The organism is Adlercreutzia equolifaciens (genome assembly GCF_029076695.1).
Taxonomy (GTDB): Bacteria; Actinomycetota; Coriobacteriia; order Coriobacteriales; family Eggerthellaceae; genus Adlercreutzia; species Adlercreutzia equolifaciens_A.
Window position 1 is genome coordinate 424,094 of sequence record NZ_JARFIK010000001.1, and the last position, 22,831, is coordinate 446,924.

Sequence of the window (22,831 nt, forward strand, 5' to 3'; positions counted from 1 at the left end):
AAGGTCGGTGTGCGCCTGGATAGGGGCATTATTGTAACAAAGTGATAGGGGCTCTATATGCTGCGGGCGACTTGCTCGCCATAAGGAGTGAGGGCGCGTTTCTGCCCGACGCGGCCGATAAGCCCTGCTTCCTGAAGCTTTTCCATGGTGGTGTGGACCGTAGAGCCTGGGTGTCCGGTGATGTTCTTCATGTCCGTAATACCCAGGATGCCCTCCGAGAGGAAGTACTTCAGAAATTCGCGCTCGCGATCGGAAAGAGGGGGTCCGGCCAGGGCGCCAGGGACGCCGTAGCCGTAGGCCGGAGCTGCGGGGTAGGCAGGATAGCCGGGCTGTGCCGCTGGCTGGACGGGGTAGGGTTGGGCTACCGGGGCCGCCGCCATGGGTGCGGTCGCCAGAGGCTGGGCCATACCGGGCTGCACTGCCGGCGCCGCTGTCACGGGGTAGGGGGCCGCAGGATAGGCATTCGCCGGCACCGCGGGGGCCATCGAAGCGGCAGCGGCTCCCAAGGTCGGCGCTGCACCGGGAGCGCTGGCGGCCGCCATGGATGGTGCCGCTTGCAAAGCAGTCTCGGCGAAAGCTTGCTGCTCGCGCTGCAATTCTTGTTCGAGGGCGGCCGGGTCATCGAGAGGGTCGTGGACCAAACTGACGGTAACCACGGCTCCGGTGCCAAGGTTGTCGTCGATGGTAATGGTGCCGCGAAACGACTCCATATAGTCCCTGACCAGGGGTAACCCTGAACCAACACCGCGAATGTACTGCTTCATGGGCTCGGATGCCGAGGTGAATCCTGGCATCTGGGCTTTTTCCTTGGCAGGAATGCCCGGGCCGTGATCGGCGAAGCGGATAGTATTGCCGTGATCGAGGATGGAGACCACCACCTCACGAAAGCGCGCGTGAATGAAATTCTCCGATACTTCGCGAATGACGGAGTAGGGGATCGATCCTCCCGCACCGCGTGCCTGTTCGTAAATGTTCGAGGCGAGCGCTTCAATATAGGCGGCCGTCTCCGAAGGGGGGATATCAATGACGCGCGGCGCGCTGCGCAGGTCGTCATAAAGGGCAATACGCCCGGTGGTCTCGACAAAGCTATAGTCGAAAAGAGCCGCTTCCGCGGTCTCTTCATTCTGTTCGGGGTTTTCGTTGAAAGTTTCCAAGATCGTTCCGTTTTGTTCAGCGTTCATTCATCGTTTTCCGGACTTTTCAAAGGTATTGTAGCGTGTTTCCAAGATTAAACCTATGTTTTCCTGCGCCTTTCTTGGCGTTCGGTTAATAATTCACCGAGTATTCAGGATTTGTTGAAAATTCATGCGGTAATAACCAGGTATTTCCAAAGGAATTCAGAGTTATACCCAATTTATTCATTAAAAGTGGAAAACAGTGAATATTTCAGAATTAGAAAAACGGGGAAAAGAAAGCTTTTGGTGAAAAACTTCTCCGATTTTCCTTGACAAAACCGTTCGATTTGCTCATCTGCTGTTCTTTGGGGTGAAAAGAGGAGATATGAGAATAGTAAAGCTAATTCTTCGAACAGAAGTTTGCCTCAATTGTTACTAATTTTGTCATTTTAATGAAACCCCAGTTCAAATAGGTGTTTCTCTGAACAGCATATCCTCGTTAAAAACTTCTAAACCGTCAGGGTGTAGAAGTTGGTGGAGACTTTAACAGAGTGTAAAAAGGGGTTTTGCACCACTTTCACGGGGCAAAGAGGGAGTTTTCCACCTTATCCCCAAAAACTAAAAGACTTTTTGGGGATAAGTGGAAGAATTATTCAACGAAGGGAGACGCTATAATAGCGTCCCGATACCTAACTAAGCATTATTCCGTGCTCTTATCCCCCAGCGAGAAAGGGACGCCTTTGAAATTCAGCATCAACCGCACCGAATTAGCTAACGCGCTTTCCATTGTGGCAAAGGGCGTCTCCACGCGGTCTACCCTGCCGGTTTTGGCCGGTGTTCTTATTGAGGCCACGCAGGATCGCATTATCTTGCAAGCTACCGACTTGGAACTTTCTATTCAGTATTCGGTGGCGGCCCTGGTGGAGGAAGAGGGCCGCACGGTAGTGCCGGGCAAACTGTTCTCGGACATTATTAAGAACCTGCCCGACGCGGCTGTGCATGTGGAAGCAGCCGAAGAGCAGGCGTTCATTACTTGCGACACCTCTTCTTTCTCTATTCGCGCATTGAATGCCGAGGACTTCCCCGGCTTCCCCCAGGTGGATACTCATCAGAAAATTGAGATCCCCTTCCATCAGTTCGCGACCATGGTCAAGCGCGTGTCCCGTGTGGTGTCGCGTGATGAAAGCCGTGCTATCTTGACCGGCGTGCTTATTACCCTGGAGGCAGGGGTTCTTCGCATGGTGGCAACCGACTCCTACCGCTTGGCCATCACAGATGCTCCGCTTCCAGAGGCTTCAGCAGATGAATTCCAAGCCGTTATTTCGGGCAACTTCCTGTCCGAAATTGCCTCTCTACCCAAAACCGAGGCACCGGTTTCCTTGGCTCTGGCCGACAACCAGATTGTGGTTACCTGCGAAGATACGGTGTTCATTAACCGCCGTATTGAGGGTAACTTCCCCAACTACAAGCAGCTCCTTCCCGATTCCTATACCACGCGCGCTACCCTTGACGTGGACAAACTGGTGGCTAGCGTGAAACGTGCCTCATTGCTGGGTTCAGCCTCCTCTCCGGTGCGCTTCGATTTGAATCAGGATTCTCAAACGGCGCAGATCACCGCGGCCAGCCAAGATATTGGCAGTGCTCAGGAAATTCTTCCCTGCACCATCGAGGGTGAAGACGTTGAGATTGCATTCAACTACGCCTACGTGTTGGACGGGTTGGGATCGATTGCCACTGATCAGGTGTATCTTGAAGTTCAGTCTTCCCTGAAACCGGGTATTTTCCGTGCGTTGGAGCCGGAAAACTTCCTGTATCTGGTCATGCCGGTACGCCTTTCCTAAAGGTTCCAGAATCAAAGAGTGCCGGCGCGCCTCTTCCAACGCTGCCGGCGCGCGAATAGAAGGTGCTGTTTGACACTGCGCATCGAAAGCCTGACGTTGCGGGATTTTCGCAACTACGACCACGCCACCCTGGAAAACCTGGGTGATGTGACGGTACTGGTGGGCGAAAATGCCATTGGCAAAACGAACATTATCGAAGGAGTGCAGCTGCTGACGGCGCTCAGTTCCTTTCGCCATGCCACTATCGAGCAGCTCGTTCGCCATGGACAGGAACGGGGGCGCCTGGAAGCGTCAATCTCCGATGGAAACCGCCAGCTTGCTATGGCGCTTACCCTGGAAGGGCACAGTAAGAAGTACCAGTTGAACGGGAAGGCGAAACGCCCCGCTGATTTAAAGGGGCTTGTTCCTTCCGTTATCTTCACTCCCGACGACTTAGACCTGGTCAAAGGGTCTATGACGAAGCGGCGTGCAGCGTTGGATGCTCTTGGGTCGCAGGTAAACAAGAACTACTATATTGTTCGCCGCGACTACGAGAAGGTGATTCGCCATAAGAATCGCCTTCTGAAGGAAGAAGCCGCGCCGGCACTCTTGGCCACGATCGATGAAATGCTCATCACGGTAGGGTCCCAGCTGGTGTGCTACCGGGACGCCCTCTTTCGCCGTCTGGTAACACCGCTCGTTTCTCTCTACGATGGCATCTCCAGCGGAAGAGAAGTGCTGGGCATGCAGTATGTGCCTTCTTGGAGTGAAACCCCTGATGAAAATGGAATGATTTCACGTGAAACAGTCCGCGAGGCGTTGGCCCGCGCGCTTCATGAGCGCGCGGGGGAGGAGCAAGCTCGCCGTCGGGCCGTCGTGGGACCCCATGCCGATCACCTTGTGTTCACCCTGGATGGGCAGGACGCCTCACTCTTTGGGAGCCAGGGACAACAGCGATCGATTGTGCTGGCCTATAAATTGGCAGAAGCGGCGGTTATCGAGGATATTCTCGAGCAAAAGCCGGTTCTCCTTCTCGATGACGTCATGAGCGAACTGGACGGCCAGCGCCGTGAAGCGCTGGTGGCCCATATTGCCGAAGGAAGCCAAACTTTCCTTACTACTGCCAACTTGGCTTATTTCGATCAGGGCATGTTGGAGCGCAGCGATGTGCGTCACTTGCCATTGACGGCATCAGATCATATCTAAACCATAACTTTCAATTTTTCAGTAGTTATCCCGTAAAAATGGTAAACCATAGCTTAGAACGCCTTAAAACAAGCCATTTAAGCCTTGTTGGTCGCAAATCCAGGGGTATCTGTTATAATTGACACAGAATCAGCGCCATACTAAGGCGCATTTTTATGCTTAGAGACAGAAGGAGCGTGTCAGTGGCAAACAAACCAGATCACTACGACGGTTCTGACATTCAAGTTCTCGAAGGACTTGAGGCCGTTCGCAAACGCCCAGGTATGTACATTGGATCGACGGGCCCCCGCGGCTTGCATCATCTGGTGTACGAGGTTGTCGACAACTCGGTCGACGAGGCCTTGGCCGGTTACTGCGACACTATTAAAGTAACGATTCATCCCGACAACTCAATCTCCTGCGAGGACAACGGCCGCGGCATTCCCGTAGACAAGCATCCCAAGGAGAAAATTCCCACCGTTGAGGTGGTTCTGACCATCCTCCACGCTGGCGGTAAGTTCGGCGGCGAGGGCTATAAGGTGTCCGGCGGCCTGCACGGCGTGGGCGTTTCGGTTGTGAACGCTCTGTCCACGAAGGTGGAGGTGCAGGTGCGTCGTGACGGCGTCGAGTACGAGATCGACTTCGATCACGGCAAGACGAAGACGAAGCTGCACGAGATTGGCAAGGCCAAGCACACTGGTACCACGGTCACCTTCTGGCCCGATCCGGAGATCTTCACCGAGACCACGGTGTACGACTACGATACCCTGGCGGCTCGCTTCCGCGAGATGGCCTTCCTCAATCGCGGTCTGAAGATCATCCTCATCGACGAGCGCGTTACCGACGCCGAGGGCAACCCGCGTACCGAGGTGTTCCAGGCCATGGGTGGCATCGTTGACTTCGTGAAGTTCCTGAACGAGGGCAAGGAAACGCTGAACAAGCCCATCTACTTTGAGGCCGAGAATGCCGACGGCACGGTGGAGGTGGCCCTGCAGTGGTCCAGCTCCTACTCCACCAATTCGGTCATGGCCTTCGCCAACAACATCAACACCCATGAGGGTGGTACGCACATGGACGGCTTCAAGCAGGCCATCACCCGTACCATCAATGACTACGCACGCAGCAAGGGCCTGCTGAAGGAGAAGGACTCCAACCTCTCCGGCGAGGACGCGCGCGAAGGTTTGGCCGCCATCATCTCGGTGAAGCTGCATGACCCGCAGTTCGAGGGCCAGACGAAGACGAAGCTGGGCAACACCGAGATTCGTCCGCTGGTACAGAATGCCGTTACCCAGGGTTTGGCCGAGTACCTGGAGGAGAACCCCACCCCGGCCAAGCGCATCATCGGCAAGGCCACTCAGGCCCTGAAGGCCCGTGAGGCCGCTCGCAAGGCCCGTGAAATGACGCGCCGTAAGAACGTGCTCGACTCGTTCAGCATGCCCGGCAAGCTGGCCGACTGCGCCAGCAAGGACGCCAGCCAGTCCGAAATCTTCATTGTAGAGGGTGACTCGGCAGGTGGCTCGGCGAAGCAGGCCCGCGACCGTAAGTTCCAGGCTATCCTGCCGCTGCGCGGTAAGATCCTGAACGTGGAGCGCGCCGGTTTGCATCGCTCGCTGTCTTCCGACACCATCAGCAGCCTCATTACCGCCATCGGCACGAACATCGGCGAGGACTTTGACGCCGAGAAGGCTCGCTACCACCGCATCATCATCATGACCGATGCTGACGTTGACGGCGCCCATATCCGCTGCCTGCTGCTTACCTTCTTCTATCGCTACATGCCCGAGCTCATCAACCTGGGCTACATCTACATCGCCCAGCCTCCTATCTTCGGCCTGAAGAAGAAGAATTCCCGCAGCCCCAAGGTGGAGCGCTACATCTACGACGAGAAGGCGCTTTCTGCCACGCTGGCTGAATACCCGGACCCCGGCAAGTTCGACGTGCAGCGCTACAAGGGTCTCGGCGAGATGGACCCCGAGCAGCTGTGGGAAACCACCATGGAGCCGGCTACCCGTACGTTGCTGCAGGTGAACATCGACGACGCCGTCGAGGCCGAGCGCGTGGTCTCCGAGCTCATGGGAGACCAGGTGGAGCCCCGTAAGGAGTTCATCCAGAAGCACGCCCGCGACGTCCGCTTCCTGGATATTTAAGGTTCCGTTCGCCTGGGCGGAATCCCATTGATCTTTACGAACCACTATGTTTCTGACAAGAAAGGAAACTAATGGCTGATAATTTTGATGATTTCGACGACTTCGACGACGCTGAGGAGCGCGACGAGGTAGAAGCGGCCGAGGAAGACGCCGCCTACCTGGCCGAAGATGTCGATACCGATGAAGAAGCCGACGAGGAAGCGGAACTTGCCTCGGCCAGCTCTACCATCGATGAGGAATCCGACGTGAAGCACGTCATCTCCGAGGAGGAGAAGGCACGCTCTCTGCTCGTCGATATGCCGAACCCCCATGGTTCCATTATCGAAGGAGCCAATGGCGGCGAAGGTACGACCGTGCGCGCGGCCTTCCTGGGCAAGGAGATGCAGACCTCGTTCCTCGAGTACTCCATGTCCGTTATTGTGTCCCGCGCCCTGCCGGACGTGCGCGACGGCTTGAAGCCGGTACACCGCCGCATCCTGTACGCCATGAACGAGTCGGGCTATACGCCTAGCAAGCCGCACATGAAGTCGGCTCGTACCGTTGGTGACGTTATCGGCAAGTACCACCCCCATGGCGACTCCGCTGTGTACGACACCATGGTGCGCCTGGCCCAGCCTTTCAGCCTGCGCCTGCCCCTCATCGACGGCCACGGCAACTTCGGCTCCATCGACGGCGACTCCGCCGCTGCCATGCGTTACACCGAGGCCCGTCTGGATAAGCCGGCCATGGAGCTGCTGCGCGACTTGGACAAGGAAACCGTCGACTTCCAGCCCAACTACGACGAGAGCTTGCAGGAGCCCACGGTTCTGCCTTCTCGTTTCCCGAACCTGCTGGTCAACGGCTCGAACGGTATTGCCGTTGGTATGGCCACGAATATCCCGCCCCACAACCTGGGCGAGACCATCGACGCTACTTGCCTCATGATGGACAACCCCGACGTCACCACAGAAGAGCTGCTCCAGGTTATGCCGGGCCCCGACTTCCCCACCGGCGGCCTTATCATGGGCAAGAAGGGCATCCTGGATGCCTACGAGACCGGCCACGGCAACATGACCATCCGCGCCAAGTGCGCCATTGAGGAGAAGAAGAACGGCCGTGCCTCCATTGTGGTGAAGGAGATTCCCTACCAGGTGAATCGTAAGCGCCTGCTGGAGAAGCTGGGCGAGTTGGTGCGCGACAAGAAGCTGCCGGAAATCAGCAACATCCACGACGCCGCCGACCGCAAGGGCATCGACATCATCATCGACCTGAAGGCCAACGCCATTCCCCAGGTGGTGCTCAACAAGCTGTACAAGCACACGCAGCTGCAGGTGGGCTTCGGCGCTAACATGCTGGCCCTGGTCAACGGCACTCCGCGCGTGCTCTCGCTCAAGGAAATCCTCTTCTACTATATCGAGCACCAGAAAGACGTGGTCACCCGTCGCACGCGCTACGAGCTGGCGAAGGCCGAGGAGCGCGAGCACATCCTCGAGGGCTACATCATCGCCCTCGACAATATCGACGAGGTCATCCATATCATTCGCTCGTCGGAAACTGACAAGGAAGCCGCCGCGCGCCTGACTGAGCGCTTCGGCCTGTCGAAGAAGCAGACCGACGCCATCCTGGAGATGCGCCTGCGCCGTCTGACCGGCTTGGAGCGCACCAAGATTGAGGAAGAGCTGGCCGAGCTGCGCGAGAAGATTGCCTACTACAAGAGTATCCTGGCCGACGAGAACCTGTTGAAGCAGGTTATCAAGGAGGAGCTGCAGGAAATCAAGAAGAAGTACGGCAGCCCTCGCCGCACTCGCATTGCCGCCGAGGCCAAGGACATCGAGGTCGAGGACCTCATCGCCGATGAGAACATGGTGGTCACCATGACCAAGGCCGGCTACATCAAGCGTCTGCCCGTCAGCACCTATCGACAGCAGAAGCGCGGCGGCAAGGGCATGCAGGGCGTGAACTTGAAGGACGCCGACTTCGTGGAGCACCTGTTCGTGGCGTCTACGCACTCCTACATGCTGTTCTTCTCCACCAAGGGCAAGGTCTACCGCCTCAAGGTGTACGAGATCCCCGAGGCATCCCGCCATGCCCGCGGCACGGCCATCGTGAACCTGTTGCCGCTGGAGAAGGGCGAGTCCATCTCGGCGGTTATTGCCACGAAGGAATTCCCGGCCAACGAGTTCCTCATGTTCGCCACCGCCCAGGGCAACGTGAAGAAGACGTCCATGGACCAGTACGACCGCACCCGCCGCGACGGCCTCATTGCCATCAACCTGAAGGATGGCGACGAGTTGATCTCGGTGAAGCGCGTGGCTCCCGGTGAGAAGGTCATTATGGTGTCCAGCGCCGGCAAGGCCATCCTGTGGGATGAGTCCGAGGCTCGTGCCATGGGCCGCGGCACCCAGGGCGTGCGCGGCATGAACGTGCCTGCCGATGCCCATGTGCTGGGCATGGAAATTGCCCGCCCCGGCACCGATCTGTTTGTGATTACCGAGAAGGGCTTCGGCAAGCGCACGAAGATTGAGGAGTATCCCGAGCATCATCGCGGCGGCCAGGGCGTCTACACTATTACTATGACGCAGAAGAAGGGTCTGCTGGCGGTTATGAAGATTGTCGGCCCCGATGACGAGATCATGATTGTGTCCGAAGAGGGCGTCATTGTACGCACCCCGGTGAAGGGCATCTCTGAGCTGGGTCGCTCCACCCAGGGCGTGAAGGTCATGAACGTGGCTGACAAGGACCGCGTTTGCGCTGTGGCTATTTCTTCCACGGGCAAGAAAAAGGCCAAGCCCGTGGCGAACGATAACGAGGACCAGCTTGAGCTCATTGAGGAGAGCGAAGACGGCGCTCTTGCCATCGACGACCTTGACGGCGACGGAGAGGGCGAAGAGTAGGAGTTAGTTCCCGGTACTCCTTCGATACTGCTGCAACAAGAGAAGGGCCGCGCTCCCTTAGGAGCGCGGCCCTTCTTGCTGTTCGAGCCTGTTGCGAGAGCCTACAAGCCTTCGATATCCTCGAAGTCCTCAGGGGACAAATGATCGAGGAAAGTTTTGAACTCGGCCAACTCTTCCTCTGATTGATGCTCACCTTTGAAAAGGAAGGGAAAGGATGCCTGATCGAGCACTTCCTCTTCTATATAAAGAGGGGCTCCTTGGCGCAGGGCCAGTGAGACGGCGTCGCTGGGCCGGGCATCCAGGCGAATAAGGCGCCCCGCCTGGTTAAGGGTGAGTTCCGAGAAGAACATCTGCCCCTTGGCGCGGGTGATGACCATGGAGTCGATGCGCGCATCAAGGTTGGTAAGGGCGTCAAGGAAGAGGTCGTGAGTCATAGGGCGCTGGAATTTAACCTGTTCCAGCGCCATGCCAATTTGCGCGGCCTCTGAGGGGCCTACCCAAATAGGAATAATACGCGCCTTGCCTACCGGGGTGTCTTCAACGGGCTGCAGCACCAGCACCGAGGGCTGCCCCTGGCCGGCCACAACCAGGGTAAGAACTTTCAACGGCACCATAGCGAATCCTTCCATCAGGTTTCTTTTATTGTGCCACGTTTACCGTTTGCCGCCATCCTGACTCTTTTTACAAAACGGCAAAATTTTCCTTGACCCTGGCGCTGCTTGTGGCGTAAGATAGTCAAGCACTTTTTCAAGGGCCCGTAGCTCAGTTGGTTAGAGCGCACGCCTGATAAGCGTGAGGTCGCTGGTTCAAATCCATTCGGGCCCACCATTTTTTAGCGATAAACGCTCCACCGTGAGCCGAGTTAGCCGGTGGAGCGTTTATTATATTTCGGGACGGTTTGTTCCCATTTCATCAAACTATCCTGAATGCTAAAACAAGAAGAAGTCCTTCATGGGGCGTTAGCTCAGCTGGGAGAGCGCGGGCTTTGCAAGCCTGAGGTCAGGGGTTCGATCCCCCTACGCTCCACCATGAATTGCCAGGTCAGTCGCTTATAGGGCGGCTGGCCTTTTTCTTTTTCTCCAGGGAAGTGTGCGGGGAGCCCGCGCAAGTGTGCGAAAAGTGTGCGGAGTATTTTATTACCCAAAATCTTATAGATCATGATGAAAATCAACAATTTGGTGTCATCGCCTTTCGGGAATGCCTATTGACGGGCTGACTATGGACTTTTGATGGCGCATTTGTTTACAATATCCTCACAGTCGTTAAACAAATAAGCGCAGGTCGCAAGCGGAAAGACGAGGAATCTGGGGGCTTGAGAACTTCGCTTAAAACAGAACAGAAGGGGGAATTGATCGTTAGTTACAAATAACGCATCGTTCGTATCCTTTTAAGACTGAAAACACGATATGCGCGAAGGAGCTTGCCCTCTCGCGCATTGACGCATTTCATGTGCTTCTTGGGAAAGCAAGAAGACGCGTAAAGCGGAAAGACGAGGAACCGGGCGCACAGCGCCCACGTAAAAGGAATGGTGGAGACTATGAAAGAAGTAAGCCGAGACTTCGCTCATAAAACCTCACCCTGGCGCAAGGCCATCGCCGTCATAACGGCTACTGCCCTTGTTGCCTCCATGAGTAACATTCAGGCCTTTGGTGCTCCAGAGGAGGAGCCGCCCGCGGTCGATCAGACCGTCACCGTGCGCTTTGATGCCGACCCGGGACTTGTTGTTCGCGTGGCGGGAAAAGACATCGCTCAGCAAGGGTATGTTTTTGAGGCAAAAACTGCCTATGATCTCCCTTTTACCGTGGAAGCGGTTGTTCAGGATAACGCGGTCTATCAAGTCGGCGCGGTGTCTTACCTGTTCAACGAGAAACAGGACACTACTCCCGAAGATGAGTCCTCTTCAATAGAGAAACCTATTGAAACGCCTGCTTTGGAAAACCCCTCCGACAGCAACGGATCTGATCCGGTTGATGAACCTGTCGCTTCTGATAACGACATATCAGTCGATGATTCGACGGTTGTCCCTGACGAGGACATCTCTGTCGGGAATCAGGAGCCAACGCAGCCAATAACAACGGACGACGAAGAGACTCTTGCGGATGAGATTACTCCCCTTGCTGCGTCTCCCGTTGTTGATTCTGATTCCGAAGCTACGTCTGATGATGCCGAGGGTGAAGACGCCAACGTTTCCAAGTCTGCTTCTCTCGAAGGCGAGGACGGCGCCTATCTTCTAACCAAGGACACCTTGGCTTCCGCCGCTGACGAGAACAAGGAAATAGTAGTTCGCGTCACTGCTGAAGAGATTGGCAAATATCATCAAGTTTCAACCTGGGAAGAACTCAAGAGCAGCTTGAAGATAAATGAATCTTGCATTGTTGAGTTAATAGCCGATATTACTGCTCCGAAATTAGAGACGCTTGAAGTCAAGGGAGTGAAAAATATTGAACTGAACGGGCATTCCCTATCGGCGGGGGAGGCATTCAGGAATTCGACCAAGAGCCTGATACTTGTTGGACCGGGAGCTCAGCTTTCCCTTACGGATAAAAATTCTGTGGGGATCAAACCGAGAGCGAAGGAGTTCGCAAAGACAACGGGACCCGATACATGGACTAAAAACGAGGATTGGTCGTTAACTGAAAAATGGGCGCAAGAAGAACTGGCCCAAAGCGGTTCGTATGATGATGAAGCGAAGGTACTTACTTACTATGTGTCGACCTCTGACACCGATCGCTCGACAGGAACCTCTTCAGAGGAGCGAGCAACGATGGAGCTCGATATGCACGAAGCAGGTTCCATTATCGGTGAGGGTCTGTTCACGCTCATCAAGGTACGTGGCGGCAACTTCTCTATGAGTGGTGGATTGCTTGTTAACACCAACGGCTACCACGCCATCAACGCTGATGTCGTTGAGGGAACGAGTGTTAATGTGACCGTTAACGGTGGATTCATTGTCGGGAACGGGCGTTATAAATACGAAGAGAAAGACGACGGCGACGGAGCGGGTATTCGCTTTGATGGTAAAACACGAACGAACAGCGCCTTGACCATTTCTGGCACTGCTGTGGTGGCTCAAAATATTGCCCGTGCAGGTAGTAAAAACGGTGGTGGCCTGTGGGCGAATAACTGCACCGTTACTGTCGGGGGAGAAGCTGTCATTGCCAACAACTACGCTGGTGATCCAGAGGAGTGTATAAACGGCGGCGATGGCGGTAATGGATTCAGCGACAATAAACACTATGGCAGGTATAACGGCGGCGGTGTTTATATCAAGGACAATACTGATCTTGTGATTCAAGGCAGCGCTGTCATTGCTGGCAATCGCGCCGCGAACGACGGCGGCGGGGTTTATGTGAAACCCTCGTCGAAGCTTACCGACTCCTCACCAAACAAGACGGGCAACTCTTTCTTTCTGAAAGAGAAAGCTAATATTTCCAACAACCGCGCCATGCGTGACATGTCTTACTGGAATCCAAAGAACAAAACGGCCAAGCCTGACAGCAGCTGGTGGAACATCTTTGCTGGCGGTGGTGGCGGCGTATTCTCGATGGGCATAACGCGCATTGACGGTGGTCAGATAGTCAACAATTTTGCTTCCGATGCTGGTGGTGGTTTGTTGTTGCCCGGTGAAGGTGGATCGGGAGAAGCTAAACCGGATCTGTTTGTGGAAAGCACCGTCATCGCGGGCAACTACTGCGACTACTCCGAAGGCGGTGGCATCTTCTGCCATCCGGATGCGACTCTGAAAGACAAAGTGCCTGTTTCTGGAGACAGCTATATCAAGCGGGGCTTCATTACCAACAATGCGACAGGCACGGCGTTTGATTACGGTGGAGGCGGCCTGTTCTTGGAGTCTGGTGGTTACCTGCGTGTGTATAGCCCGCTGGTAACTGCTAACACTGCCCAAGGATGGGGCGGTGGAGTGGCTGCTTGCACCAACGGAACGGTTATTACTTCCGATGCAGCCATCTTTGACAACACGGCAAAACAAAATGGTCATACCACCAACGAAAACGAATTCGGTGATGCCTGGGCTTCTGACCAGGGATATTGGTATAACCAAGAATTCGGTGGTTTGAAAACGGCTTTGCCTGAAGGCTCCTCCGATGACTTTTTCTGTGCAAAACAAAGTGCCGTGTTCAATGACATGCTAGGCGGTGGATCCTATAATTGGTGGGGATTCATGAGCGGTCGTGCAACGACCATCTTTAAGCGCATCAAATACGGCCAAGCCGAACTCTCCTTTGCGCCTGCAGGAAGTAGCTCTCGTGCAACGCTTAAGTGTTTTAATACGGGTATGGATCCGAACACAGGGGAGACGCAAGCGTTCGCCGACCCCTCTGTTGAGAAATATGCTTGGATTTACGTTCCCCAAGAAACTGATTTAGCGCAGCTGGAGAAAGACCTTTTAGGCACGTACCTTCATCCAATAAATATGGCGAACACAGAGCTCTCCGAGGGCGGCGTCATTCTTGAAATGAAAAAGTACGACGATGGCGGCGCGCCTGGATACATCAAGCTGGCATTCCGCCTTGACTTTGACGCGCCCAAGCCCGAGTATCAGGCTGATACGGTCCCTGGCGGTTCGCTCTACGACAAAGACGGTAATCCGACCACAGGTGCAACGTTTTACAAGACGCTGGAAGCCAAGCTGTCGTCGGGCACACCGAGCCACTACAACATTTATGAAATTGAACAATTCCCGGAAAATGGCTACGCCAGCGCAACGCGTTTCATGGCACTGAAAGCCAAGCCTACCCTGAATCAAAGGGAAGATCCGGAGGGGAAAAAGACAGGTGCCTCGGCCCGTCAAGCAGCCTTTAGTGCCGCTACGGTATTCTTTGCGGGCAACTATTCTGACAATAACGGCGGCGGCATTGGTTGCAATGGCAAGATTGTTATTGGTCGGGAACCCGGCACTGAGGGCCCCGACGACCCCACCCCTCCCGAGGAGAAGTATTTCGATCTGACCATCAACAAATCTTGGTCGAATATCGATGACCTGAAAGAAAATCAGAACGGATCGCTAACGGCGGCTTTCAAAGTGGTCGTATATAAAAGTAAGGCCCATTACGAAGCGAACAAAACAACTCCCGGTGCGGCCGAGCCTGTTTTCGAAACCGTATTGGCCATGACCTTCGATAAGGACTCTGAGGCAGAGCAGACGCGCCTTCTTGAGCACCTCAAAGAAGGTTGGTATGTGGTTGTGGAAGAGGTCGACACCGTCGGCGATAATTTCGAAACCGATGCGCCCCATGCCGAAGTAGGTATGGATGCCAACATAACCATGAAGTTCAAGAACACCTACAAGGATGAGGGTGCCTACTCTACCAGCGTGGTGAACAGCTACGCAAAGGGTGCGACAGAAGTTGAAGTCACTCAAGATGCTCTCTACTTGAAGCGCACGACGAAGGTAGAGACCGACACGCCTGAAGAGCTGGAGCTTTCTACGGAAGAGACTCCTGCCGTGGCAGCTAACTAGAGAAGGGGAGGAGAGAGATGAACCGCAACGTTTCCCGTAAGTTTGTTGTGGCCCTGTGCCTCGCTCTGGTTGCCTGCCTGAGCGTGATGGCCACCACGGCATTCGCGTACTATACCGACACCTCAAAGGCGAACGGCTTGATTGCCTTCTCGTGGACGCCAGACAACCCCGACGATCCCGACGATCCCGACGATCCGACCGATCCTGAGGATCCCAAGGATCCCGATAAGCCGAAGACGGAAGTCGAGGAGAAGCTGTACGGCTTGGATAAGACTATCGCCGTGAAGAATACCGGCAAGGTCGCTGCCCTGGTACGCGTGCAGCTGATCTACCCCGATCCGAATCATATGGCCGGCGATGTGAGCATTAACGTGATAGCCGGCGAGGGCTGGGTGAAGGGCAAGGACAACTGGTACTACTATCTGAAGCCGATTGACCCCAATGCTGTCACGCCCACAATCGAGGTCAAAGTAGAGGTAGGGGACAAGGACAATATGCGTCCCTTCGATATCGTGGTCATCCAGCAGTGCGCTAAAGTCGACCGCACGGAGGACGATAAGCTTTGCGGCACCTTTGTGACGGAGGAGGGGCCAATCGTCATCGAGGAGGCCTCTCTGAACCCGACACCTTCCGAGACGACTGAGGGCGAGAGTGGTGCGGACGACAGCGAACCCGCCGAGCCCGATACCCCGACCGAGACCACTGACTCGGGTGTCACCGCCAACGGAGAGGACGGTGAGTAGCCATGCAGACTATCAAGAATCTCCCGCTGGCTCAGCGCATCGCCCTTATTGTCCTGACCGCTGCTCTGGTGGGGTGCCTCGCCATGATCGCGGCCACCCCGGCCCGTTCGGCTCTCACGTTCTTCAGCGATGATTACGTGGCTGAAATCCAGCAGGCCCATATCGGCGTCGTGCTCACCGAGCAGACGGGTACCGAGGCCACGCCCCGTGTGGTGGCTGGCGACAACCAGCTTATCCAGGATCCCGCGCTGCTGCTGGCCGGTGACGCTACCATCCAGCTCGACACGCCCTACGCCGAGAAGCTTTCGGTGCAGAACGCTTCCGACGACATGGACGAGTACGTTCGCCTGACCGTGCGTAAGTACTGGGCCACGGGCGAGGAGCCCGAGGAAGGTGCGGCCGATCCGCGTACGAAGACGGCCACCCTCAACCCGGCCTATATCAAGCTGACCTACGACGCCGATTCCCAGGGCGATTGGGTGTTCTCTCCCGAGGAGAGCAACGATGAGCGCCTGGTGTTCTACTATAAGCACCTGCTGAAGGCCGGCGAGGCAGCTGCTACTCCGGCGGTGACCGAGGTGGCGGTGGATTCCGCCCTGCAGAACGCCGCCGAGTCCTACGAGGATTGCTGGCTGGGCCTTTCGGCGCAGGTAGACTCCGTGCAGGTGAACAACGCCTATGACGCCGCCAAGAGTGCTTGGGGCATCGACGTGAGCCAGTTCGAGGCCCAGGGCCTTGACTGGTCTCAGGAAAATTAGCGAGGTGGCCTTATGAGATCCATGACAAGCGCCCCTCCCCAGCTCGCTTCGCACCGCCGCATCTTTGCGGTGCTGCTGGCGGCTGTGTGCCTTTCGCTAGCTTGTGCGCTTCCTGCCTTCGCTCAGACCATCGAGCGCCAGTGGACCGTGGAGTTCACCGGCACCGAGATGAAGGACGACGGCTCGGCGGACATTGCCCAAGCCATTAGCGGTATGCAGCCGGGTGATTCCGCGCAGTTCGACATCGACCTGTTCGAGAGCTACGACGGTTCGGCGGACTGGTACATGCGCAACGAAGTGTTGAAGTCCATGGAGGAGTCCTTCACCGACGCCAACTCCAACAGCGGCGGCGCCTACAGCTACCGCCTGGTGTACACCAACCCTCAGGGTGAGGAGAAGGTCATCCTGGAGAACGAGACCGTGTCGGGCGATGCGGGCACGGGCACGACCCAGGGTCTGTTTGACGCCACCACGGCCACGGGTGATTGGTTCTATCTGGACACCCTGCCTTCCCAGGCCCATGCCAAGGTAGTGCTGTCAGTGGCCATCGATGGCGAGACCCACGGCAACCCCTACTTCGACACCAACGCGAAGGTGCAGTTGTCCTTCGCGGCCGAGCCGGCCAAGGACAACCCGGAGGAGCCCACTGCGCCGGTGGAGCCGGAGACGCCGCGCGAGGAAACCCCCTCTACACCGACGACGGACAAGAACGAGAATGATCTTTCCCAGACGGGAGATGCTTTGCAGCTTGGCGGCCTTATCGCGGTGGCGGTAGTGGCTGCGGCGGTGATCGTCGCCGTGGTGGTACGCAATCGCCGCGCCAACAAGCAGGAAAAGGAGGGCGAGGCCCGATGAGTCTCTTCAAGATGAAAGCAACTAAGGCCCTCGGCCTGGTTTGTGCGGCGGCGCTTTCCTTGTCGCTGGTAGCGGCCCCGGCTTTCGCTGAGCCGACCGACGATGCCGCGTCGGAGCAGACGCCCGCGGCGGAGAAGGTGTCCTACGCGGGCACCACCTATACCGTGAAGGTGTACGGCGGCAATCAGGGCACCATTAACGGCCAGGACAGCGTCGTGATTGACGATGTGGCTCCGGGCGAGACCGTGGACTTCTCGTCGCTGGCAATCGAAGTGCCCGAGGATAGCAAGTACTACGCCAAGGGCATCCGCCTGGCGGCTTTGGACAACGTGCGCTCCGACAACATTCGCGGCGAGGAAGTGACCTCGACGGTGTACTACGCCAACGTGAGCACCGATGGCTCGCTGGTGGCGGCTGCTCCGGCGGTTATTACCGAGGACACCGACTTTGTGGTGGCCTACGGCATCCAGGCCAATCGCGTGGCCTACACCGTTACTTATTCGGACGCTGACGGCAACGAGATTGCTCCGTCCCAGCAGTTCTTCGGCGATATTGGCGATGTACCGGCCACGGCGGCGGCCTATATCGAGGGCTATGTGCCGCGGGCCGATGTGCTGACCAAGACGCTGACGGCCAACGAGGCCGAGAACGTGTTCCCGTTCGTGTACGACCGCCTGGCCGAGGGCTACACCACCGTGCCGAACCCCGATGGCACCGTGACTATCATCGCTCCCGACGGCTCGACCGTGCCGGATGCGTACCGCACCACGGTTACTGCTACCACCCCCACGGCCACCACCGTGGATGCCGCTGAAGCCGATGCAGAAGGTGATGAGGGCGTCACGCCGCTGGTCACCGATGCGGGTACCGAAGTGATCAGCGATGAAGGCGCTCCGCTGGCGGCGCCGACGGAGGAGAACCTGGACGATAACGAGACGCCCATGGCCGCTGGGGCCACCCCGGGTGCCGAGCAGCCTGCCAATACCGCCTGGATTCCCTGGGCCGTGGCCGCTGCTGCTATCGCGCTGCTCATCGTGTTCATTCTGCTGCGCGGCCGCAAGAAGCAGAACGAGGCAACGGAAGTCTAGGACCTGCGGTGGCTCTGGGGCCGCATCCCATTTTCATTTGTCGTTGCGAAGCACCCGTTTCTGACGGGTGCTTCTTGTGATAAGGTGCCTTTTACGTGGCCGATCAATCCCTCGACATATCCTCCGAGCCTAATGCTGCCGATAGCTTTTCCGAGAAAGTCCATCGGCGGGTTGCCCGCTTGCGCGTGCTGGCACGGGTATGCTCGGTGTTGGGCGGCTGCCTGCTGGCCGGCGCGCTGGTGGCGTGCCTGGCGGTGTCGGTGGTGCCGCGCGTGATGGGGCTCCAAACCTACGCCATTATTTCATGCAGCATGGAGCCGGCCTATCCCACGGGAAGCGTCGTGTACGCGGCGTCCGTGGACCCGTCGTCTCTGGCGGAGGGCGATGTTGCGGCGTTCTGGCGCGGCGAAGATGTCATTGTGCATCGAGTCCAGGAAAATCACGGCGATGAGGGGGAGCTGGTCACCAAGGGCGACGCCAACGCCGAGAACGACGTGCGCCCCGTGCCCTACGCCAATGTGCTGGGTCGAGTGGAGCTGGGGGTGCCCGTTATCGGGTACGTACTTATGGCGTTGCGCTCCCTGCCAGGCATGTTGGCCGTGGGATGGTATTTGCTCATGGCCGTGGCGCTTTGCGTCGCAGGTTCGGTTTTGGGGAATATGGCGCGCCGCCGTGAAGGGTAAATTCGCTTTTATACGAACAACGCGAAATTCGTAGCGAACGCTTCCTTATTGACGCTTAAAGTTACAGGAAGTTAACATCAATGCTCTGATCAGCCCTTTTGTCATAATTTAGTAAATAAGTCATTGATTGTTTGATACTATCGAGGCTCCCACCCTTCGATTTTAACCGAACCAGAAGAGACGGGAATGAGGAATCGGATGCCTCACCGCTGGAGGTATTCCGCAGATACGCGTTACCGGTAGTACTGAGTTTCAGGCTTTCCAGCCAGGTCGCTCGTGGTTGGTTGCCAGATCGTACCAGCGATAAGACATCTGGTTCCTTAAGGGCAAGGACGAAGAAGAAAAGGTTGGTGGTACGAATGTACAAGTTGGCGCGTTTTGCCGACGCACGAAACACCGCCGAGGGCAAGTTCATAGCAACCATGCTGTCGGTTCTGCTGGTGTTTTCCTTCCTGAACGTAACCATGTTCACCGACTCTGCCGGAGCCGCCGAAGGCGACGAAGCGGAGACGGAGCAGTTGGAAGATCAACTGGCCGACAAGGCAGGGGAAAGCGGAGAGGCATCCCTGTCGGAAAGCGAATCAGAAGGGGACTCGGGCGATGAGGAGTCTTCTTCGGGTGACGCTTCTGAACAAGAAGGCGAGCAGTCTGGCGCGGCGACTTCCAACGAGGGCGAGGGAGACATTCAAGGCGACGAGGAGTCGGTCGCTAACGGAAATGACTCATCGAACTCGGAGGGAACGGACGAAAACGAAACCGAGCAAGAGGCCGAAGCGCCTCATGTAGCGTTTGCAGACGGCGTTTTGACTATCAGCAATGTGGATGGTTTGACCAAGGAAGCGGTCCAAGGGTATTTGTCCGAGCTTAATATCAAAGCATCGGACGTGACGGCGCTGAAGCTGCGCAACGTGGGAAATATTGCCCGCGATGCCTTTACAAATTTTGGGTCTACGGTCAAAAGAATCGACGTTAACGGAGCAGGCGAGATAGCAGGCTATGCCTTCTATATGTGGGCCGCTGTTGAAGAAGTTTCCATCTCCAATGCCCAGATCATCGGAGAGCGCGCTTTCTTTAAATGTCCTGAGTTGCAGAGTGTGGCTCTTGAAAGCATCGATGAGATTGGAACGAACGCCTTCGCAGAGAGCAAAAAGGTTGCCGAGGTGGCACTTGACGGAATCGGTCTCGTGCAGGCAGAAGCCTTCCGCCAGTGCAGTGCGTTAACGGATCTTATTATGACCAATATCGAAGAGTTTGATCGCTCCCCCTTCTCGTATTGCACAGGACTCACGTCTCTTACGATCGATGGAGAGAAAGACGGCATCTCCTCTCTCGGTACCACCATGTTCTATGGCTGCACCGGTTTGCGAACGGTCAGCTTAAGTAATATCAACACGCTCGGTCTTCAGCTCTTTAACGGGTGCACGGGTATAGAAACCGCTCATTTGATCAACGTCGAGTCTCTCGGAGGTCAAGTTTTCTACGGCTGTACGGACTTGAAAGAAGTTCATATTGACGGGGGATTTAACGCCTCAGGTAATAGCCTGCTGCAAAATTGCTCTAGTTCCGTAAGGCTCACTATTGAAAATGTAGAGGCAATTCCCGAAGAGGCATTTGTGGGCGCCACGGCCATCGAGAACGTCGATCTGATCAATGTCGGCATCGTGGGCAAGAACGCTTTCGCCAGCTGCAAGGGCATCAAGAATGCCACGCTCAGCGACGTGGGAACCGTCGGGCAGTACGCCTTCTATAACTGCACCGGGCTCGAAGAAGTTTCTGCGGAAGCCGTCGAAGCGATTGATAACTACGCCTTCTATAACTGCACCGGACTCAAGACCGCCACGCTCAGCGACGTGGGAACCGTCGGGCAGTATGCCTTCTATAACTGCACCGGACTCGAAAAGGTTGCCATGGAGGCTGTCGACGTCATCGATAACTACGCGTTCTGGGGCTGCAAGAATCTGAGCACCATAGCAAGTCTGCAGGATGTAAAAACCATCGGTGGCTTTGCTTTCTATGGGTGCTCGAGCCTCACGGGATTGACGGTCGACGATGCAACGAAAATGGGTTATGTGGGCTCCAACGACGAGATTATGGGGCGCGTAGAGGATATCTTGGCGGGAAAGTTCAAACTCGACCCCCCCACGACTATTCGGGCGCTGCAGCTGGATGAGGGATGGACCACCGGCGCTGTTGGACAGAGTAGCAACTGGAACACCTACGAAAACGGAACACAGATTTCCCAGCAAGCCCGCTGGGCCAATGTTGAGCAGGGTGTCGCCGAGGTGAAAGTCGACGCTTACTACACAGGCCAGAAGCAGATGGACTATATCTTCGTTGCTGACTTGTCTGCTTCCATGGCGCAGCGCGGTAACGAAGCGGACAGCAATGCCCGTTTCTATGACATGCAGTCGAAGCTTCTTGACATGACAGGCAAACTCCTCGGAACACCTGGCTATGACTGCCGCGTAGCTATCGTTACCTTTGGAGGCTTGCACGCAGGAAATGCAACGCAAGAAAGTTCCGGTTTCATGACGAGCGCCACCGAAGCGGCCGACTATATTAAGCAATTGGAGCCTTTGAACGAGAACACCGATTACGCGTTGGGATTGAACGAGGCCCTCAAGCTTGCAAAAGCACAGGACGAAGCCCGCAATACAACAATGGTCTTCTTGTCCGACGGCCGTCCCACCTATGACGGGCCAACGCAGCTGAAGACCGTGGCCCAGCTGAAAGAGAATGACGAGAAAATCGCCGGTATCGCCCAGCAGATTAGAGACGCAGGCGTAGACGGTATCTACGGAGTTCTTCACTCGCCCGGCACGGCGGCCGTGAAATATGCCGAGAACGCTATGGCGGCGGTCTGCGGAGCCGATAACTACTACACTTCCATTGATACCGAGAGTTTCGGCAGGGCAATGAACGCTGCGTTTACTGGGGCCTATGGACAGCATACGGTGACCATTCCCGTGAACAGTGCAGATTTTAGTGTGAGCAACATTGTGGCCAGCGCTGGCGTCTGCAGCTACGAAGCCGGTGTTCTCACTTGGACGGTGAACGATACGCCCTTCACCAAGCACACTCTCACCTATACGATGAACTTAACGGCCGACAATCTCAATAAGACGGGAACAAGCAGATATCTGGTTAACAACGGCGACGCCGCTTTCGAGGGCGCTGGCGCCTCCGCCGGTGTCAAGCTAACGCTTACGCGTACCGTTGCTACGCCTGAGGTTCCGGTGGTGATGGGCAGCTACCAGGTAACCCATGAATACGTAACGAATGGTGTTGCGGATGGCTCTTATACGGAAACGTTTACCGTTCCTGTTGGAACCCAGGTTTCGGCCGCCGACGTCACGCCGCGACCGGTCTATAACGGCCTTCAGTATGAGCCGACCGATCGAAGTGGTGCCCTTACCGTTGTTGAAGGAACGATAGGCACCATCACGCTGCGCTACACTCGCACGGAGCAAGAGGGCCCGGGTGGCGAGGATCCAGTGCCCACGCCGGGACCGACGGACCCCGATCCGACCGAGCCCGATCCTTCCCCTGTTGATCCAGTCGATCCGATGCCGAATCCGGGGGGCACGGTTCCGACCACCCCTGCACCTACGGTGCCCACGCCGGGAACGACAACCAATCCAGCCGCGCCTGCACCGACGGCAACAGTGGTAACACCGGCCGCCGCACCGGGCACGGTCATTACCGCCAATGACACTCCCGCAGCTGAGGGTGAAGATACGGCAACGGCAGCGCCGGCCAACGATTTCGCGGCTCCCGAGACCATCGCTGACGATGCGACGCCCCAGGCTGCTGCGCCTGCCGCCGATAACGGCACTACCATCGACGATGACGCCACCCCCATGGGCGCCTTCGAGGAAGATCACCCCGATTGCTGGGCGCACTGGCTGATGATTCTGGGTCTGGTGGCTACGGCTATCTACGGCATTGCCGTGGTGCGCCGCCGCTTGGGCATGAAGGACGACATCGACGACTACGAGGATCAGATCCTCGGTCGCTCCGATGCTTCCCAAACCACCAACGTCACCGCTGACGGTCGTCAGGCACTGTAGACATCATCGGGCGGG

The 22,831-nt window shown here is 56.5% G+C and carries 13 protein-coding genes and 2 tRNA genes; 13 read left to right on the forward strand and 2 right to left on the reverse strand.

Annotated elements, in window-relative coordinates; translation table 11 throughout:
• Positions 1–53: 53 nt before the first annotated feature.
• On the reverse strand, positions 54–1,154 hold the full coding sequence (locus tag PZH32_RS01485; protein WP_275205859.1) for an ATP-binding protein: 1,101 nt from the start codon (positions 1,152–1,154) through the stop codon (positions 54–56).
• 701 nt (positions 1,155–1,855) lie between these two features.
• Between PZH32_RS01485 and dnaN the strand changes: the two genes are divergently transcribed.
• The 4 genes from dnaN to gyrA all read left to right on the forward strand — a co-directional run bounded on the left by dnaN (position 1,856) and on the right by gyrA (position 9,140).
• Complete coding sequence (gene dnaN, locus PZH32_RS01490) at positions 1,856–2,956, forward strand: DNA polymerase III subunit beta (RefSeq protein ID WP_275205860.1); 1,101 nt, start codon at positions 1,856–1,858, stop codon at positions 2,954–2,956.
• A gap of 69 nt (positions 2,957–3,025) precedes the next feature.
• Complete coding sequence (gene recF / locus PZH32_RS01495) at positions 3,026–4,141, forward strand: DNA replication/repair protein RecF (protein ID WP_275205861.1); 1,116 nt, start codon at positions 3,026–3,028, stop codon at positions 4,139–4,141.
• A 182-nt stretch (positions 4,142–4,323) separates the two neighbouring features.
• Complete coding sequence (gyrB, locus tag PZH32_RS01500) at positions 4,324–6,267, forward strand: DNA topoisomerase (ATP-hydrolyzing) subunit B (RefSeq protein ID WP_428994007.1); 1,944 nt, start codon at positions 4,324–4,326, stop codon at positions 6,265–6,267.
• Positions 6,268–6,338: 71 nt separating this feature from the next.
• On the forward strand, positions 6,339–9,140 hold the full coding sequence (gene gyrA / locus PZH32_RS01505; protein WP_275205863.1) for a DNA gyrase subunit A: 2,802 nt from the start codon (positions 6,339–6,341) through the stop codon (positions 9,138–9,140).
• 101 nt (positions 9,141–9,241) lie between these two features.
• Here gyrA and PZH32_RS01510 read toward each other — a convergent pair whose 3' ends face one another.
• Positions 9,242–9,769: a bifunctional nuclease family protein gene (locus PZH32_RS01510; protein WP_275205864.1), complete on the reverse strand. Its 528-nt coding sequence runs from the start codon at positions 9,767–9,769 to the stop codon at positions 9,242–9,244.
• A 122-nt stretch (positions 9,770–9,891) separates the two neighbouring features.
• Between PZH32_RS01510 and PZH32_RS01515 the strand changes: the two genes are divergently transcribed.
• From PZH32_RS01515 to PZH32_RS01555, 9 genes are all read left to right on the forward strand, one after another.
• Positions 9,892–9,968: transfer RNA gene (locus PZH32_RS01515), tRNA-Ile, on the forward strand.
• 125 nt (positions 9,969–10,093) lie between these two features.
• A tRNA-Ala gene (locus tag PZH32_RS01520) sits at positions 10,094–10,169 on the forward strand.
• Positions 10,170–10,677: 508 nt separating this feature from the next.
• A complete protein-coding gene (locus PZH32_RS01525) occupies positions 10,678–14,619 on the forward strand; it encodes a hypothetical protein (RefSeq protein WP_275205866.1) in 3,942 nt (1,313 codons plus the stop codon).
• Positions 14,620–14,636: 17 nt separating this feature from the next.
• Complete coding sequence (locus PZH32_RS01530) at positions 14,637–15,362, forward strand: hypothetical protein (RefSeq protein WP_275205867.1); 726 nt, start codon at positions 14,637–14,639, stop codon at positions 15,360–15,362.
• A 2-nt stretch (positions 15,363–15,364) separates the two neighbouring features.
• Positions 15,365–16,120, forward strand: a complete 756-nt coding sequence (locus PZH32_RS01535; protein ID WP_275205868.1) for a hypothetical protein — start codon at positions 15,365–15,367, stop codon at positions 16,118–16,120.
• A 12-nt stretch (positions 16,121–16,132) separates the two neighbouring features.
• A complete protein-coding gene (locus PZH32_RS01540; protein ID WP_275205869.1) occupies positions 16,133–16,975 on the forward strand; it encodes a hypothetical protein in 843 nt (280 codons plus the stop codon).
• Positions 16,972–18,063 (forward strand): MucBP domain-containing protein, encoded by a 1,092-nt coding sequence (locus PZH32_RS01545; RefSeq protein ID WP_275205870.1) that lies wholly within the window; start codon positions 16,972–16,974, stop codon positions 18,061–18,063. Before PZH32_RS01540 ends, PZH32_RS01545 begins: the two co-directional genes overlap by 4 nt.
• 95 nt (positions 18,064–18,158) lie before the next feature.
• The gene (locus tag PZH32_RS01550) at positions 18,159–18,746 is read left to right on the forward strand and encodes a signal peptidase I (protein ID WP_275205871.1); all 588 of its coding nucleotides are present in this window, start codon (positions 18,159–18,161) and stop codon (positions 18,744–18,746) included.
• Between the two features lie 359 nt (positions 18,747–19,105).
• Positions 19,106–22,816 carry a leucine-rich repeat protein gene (locus tag PZH32_RS01555; RefSeq protein WP_275205872.1) on the forward strand — a complete coding sequence of 1,237 codons (3,711 nt, stop codon included), beginning with the start codon at positions 19,106–19,108 and terminating at the stop codon, positions 22,814–22,816.
• Positions 22,817–22,831: the final 15 nt, after the last annotated feature.

Excerpts from the sequence above, each read along its gene's own strand:
- PZH32_RS01545 (WP_275205870.1), top strand. The coding sequence starts at position 16,972 with ATGAGTCTCTTCAAGATGAAAGCAACTAAGGCCCTCGGCCTGGTTTGT.
- PZH32_RS01530 (WP_275205867.1), top strand. The coding sequence starts at position 14,637 with ATGAACCGCAACGTTTCCCGTAAGTTTGTTGTGGCCCTGTGCCTCGCT.
- PZH32_RS01540 (WP_275205869.1), top strand. The coding sequence starts at position 16,133 with ATGAGATCCATGACAAGCGCCCCTCCCCAGCTCGCTTCGCACCGCCGC.
- PZH32_RS01555 (WP_275205872.1), top strand. The coding sequence starts at position 19,106 with ATGTACAAGTTGGCGCGTTTTGCCGACGCACGAAACACCGCCGAGGGC.
- gyrA (WP_275205863.1), top strand. The coding sequence starts at position 6,339 with ATGGCTGATAATTTTGATGATTTCGACGACTTCGACGACGCTGAGGAG.
- PZH32_RS01525 (WP_275205866.1), top strand. The coding sequence starts at position 10,678 with ATGAAAGAAGTAAGCCGAGACTTCGCTCATAAAACCTCACCCTGGCGC.
- PZH32_RS01510 (WP_275205864.1), bottom strand. The coding sequence starts at position 9,769 with ATGGAAGGATTCGCTATGGTGCCGTTGAAAGTTCTTACCCTGGTTGTG.
- PZH32_RS01535 (WP_275205868.1), top strand. The coding sequence starts at position 15,365 with ATGCAGACTATCAAGAATCTCCCGCTGGCTCAGCGCATCGCCCTTATT.